This is a genomic window from Peribacillus sp. P4_D6 (genome assembly GCF_056401795.1).
This window is the reverse complement of the sequence record NZ_JBFUIQ010000280.1, coordinates 1-2,286: the sequence shown is the minus strand read 5'-3', so window position 1 is coordinate 2,286 and position 2,286 is coordinate 1. Positions and strand designations below refer to the sequence as shown.

Genomic DNA, 2,286 nt, shown 5'->3' with positions numbered 1-2,286 from the left:
TTGTTGCCAAGGCTGTCGTGCTTTCACTTAAAGAGCACCCTAAAATGAATAGTGCCTATATTGAAGATAATATCATTTTGTATGAGTCTATCCATCTTGGATTAGCAGTGGCCTTGGAGAATGGACTAGTTGTTCCCGTCATAAGAAATGCCGAAAATTGTACCATAAGACAGTTATCGAATAAGGGGAAGGAGTTGGCCCGGTGTGCACGTGACGGTCAATTGCCAATTGAAGACATGCAAGGGTCCACTTTTACAATCAGTAACCTCGGGGCATTTGGCGTTGAGCATTTTACACCCATTCTCAATACACCGGAAACGGGGATACTCGGAATTGGCTCTGCTTACGATACCCCACTTTATATTGGTGAAGAATTGGAGAGGAGAACGATCTTGCCACTCAGTTTAACTTTTGATCACCGTGTACTGGATGGGGCACCCGCTGCTGCCTTTTTACAAACACTAAAACGGTATTTAGAAGAGCCGATCACCGTGATTTTATAGAAAAGGAGGGAAAGACTTGAATCGTATAGTTATTATAGGCGGAGGTCCTGCAGGGTATGTAGCGGCAATCACTGCTGCCCAGCAGGATAAGGAGGTCATATTGGTAGTCGATGGGCCATTGGGCGGAACCTGTTTAAACGAAGGCTRCATGCCAACGAAGTCATTATTGAAAAGTGCCGATACGTATGACTTGGTGAAAAATGCCGGGCAAATGGGAATTCGCCTTTCCCTCAATTCGATTGTAGTCGATTGGGATACCGTACAGGAACGAAAAAGAGAGGTCATCTCTAAACTAGTGAACGGCATTCGATATTTAATGGGTAAGAATAAAATAAAAGTCATACAGGGCAGGGCTTCTATCCTTTCAAGCAATCGACTGCGGATCGAGAACGGAAATGAAAATGAAAATGAAGTGATTGATGCAAGTAAGATCATCATTTCAACGGGTTCTGAACCGATTCCACTACCTTTTGCGCCGTTTGATGGTGAATGGATCATCCACAGTGGTCATGCCATGTCACTTCCTGCCATTCCCGATTCCCTGCTAATTGTCGGAGGCGGCGTCATCGGATGTGAATTTGCCAGCATTTATAGCAGGATGGGCACCGAGGTTACCGTTATCGAAATGGGGGAAAAGCTGCTTCCAGGGGAAGATGAGGATATCACGAGCATTCTGCATGAAGAATTGAAAAACCAAGGCGTTACGGTCCATACCTCTACAGCTGTCAAAAACATCAATGCAACCAGTAAAACGGTATATTTAGAGAATGGCGATGGCAAATTGGAAGAAATGCATGCTGATTACGTACTCGTATCTATAGGGAGAAGACCAAGAGTGAACGGAGTAGGCTTAGAGGAAAACGATATTGATTTTTCCCGACTTGGCATCTCGGTGGATGATCGAATGCAAACAAGCAATCCAACGATTTATGCCTGCGGTGATGTGATAGGAGGCATCCAACTTGCCCATGTAGCTTTTCATGAAGGACGGGTGGCGGCCCTGAATGCCTGCGGTCAATTTGCACAAGTGAATTACCGGGCAATCCCTCGCTGCATTTATACCTCCCCGGAGATTGCCAGTGTAGGCTTGACCGAAAAAGAAGCGCGTCAAAAATATGGTGAAATTAAAGTTGGTGAATTCGCTTTTTCGGCAAATGGGAAAGCTGCCCTTTCCAATAAACCGGTAGGAAAGGTCAAAGTCCTAGTGAACCCACAATATAATGAAATTCTAGGTTTTTCCATTGTCGGTCAGCATGCAACAGAATTGATTGGACAAGGGACGATCATGCTGCATGCTGAAATAACGGCAGATATGTTGGAAGATTTAGTGGCGGCGCATCCAACCTTGTGGGAATCCATACATGAAGCTCTTTTAAATGTAGTAGGTCAAGCTGTGCATTCCTAAAATAAATAAGTTTTTTTACTGAAGGGGGATTTTGTATGGTTAGCGGTCAACGGACGGCAGTCGTCACTGGTGCAGGTCGTGGTATCGGACGTGCCATTGCATTAAGATTAGCTCAAGATGGATTGAATGTGGTCATTAACGATGTCAAACTGGATACGGCTGAATCGGTCGTGAATGAGATAAGGGAACTTGGACGTGAAAGCTTTGCCGTTAAAGCGGATGTAAGCAATAGACGGGAAGTATTCGAAATGGTGAATCAAGTTGTGGAACGTTTTGGACAACTGGATGTTATGGTTTCAAATGCAGGAATTGCACAAATAAAGCCTCTATTGGAAGTAACTCAAGAAGACCTTGAACAGATTTTCAATATAAATGTAA

3 protein-coding genes are annotated in these 2,286 nt (G+C 44.2%); all 3 read left to right on the top strand.

The window, feature by feature from the left end; translation table 11 throughout:
* On the top strand, positions 1-503 hold a 503-nt coding region (locus AC1DVB_RS26745), incomplete at its 5' end, for a dihydrolipoamide acetyltransferase family protein (RefSeq protein ID WP_477591842.1).
* Between the two features lie 16 nt (positions 504-519).
* Positions 520-1,908, top strand: coding sequence for a dihydrolipoyl dehydrogenase (gene lpdA / locus AC1DVB_RS26740; RefSeq protein WP_477591840.1), 1,389 nt, complete (start codon positions 520-522; stop codon positions 1,906-1,908).
* A 35-nt stretch (positions 1,909-1,943) separates the two neighbouring features.
* The coding region (locus tag AC1DVB_RS26735) for an SDR family NAD(P)-dependent oxidoreductase (RefSeq protein WP_477591838.1) at positions 1,944-2,286 on the top strand (343 nt) is incomplete at its 3' end.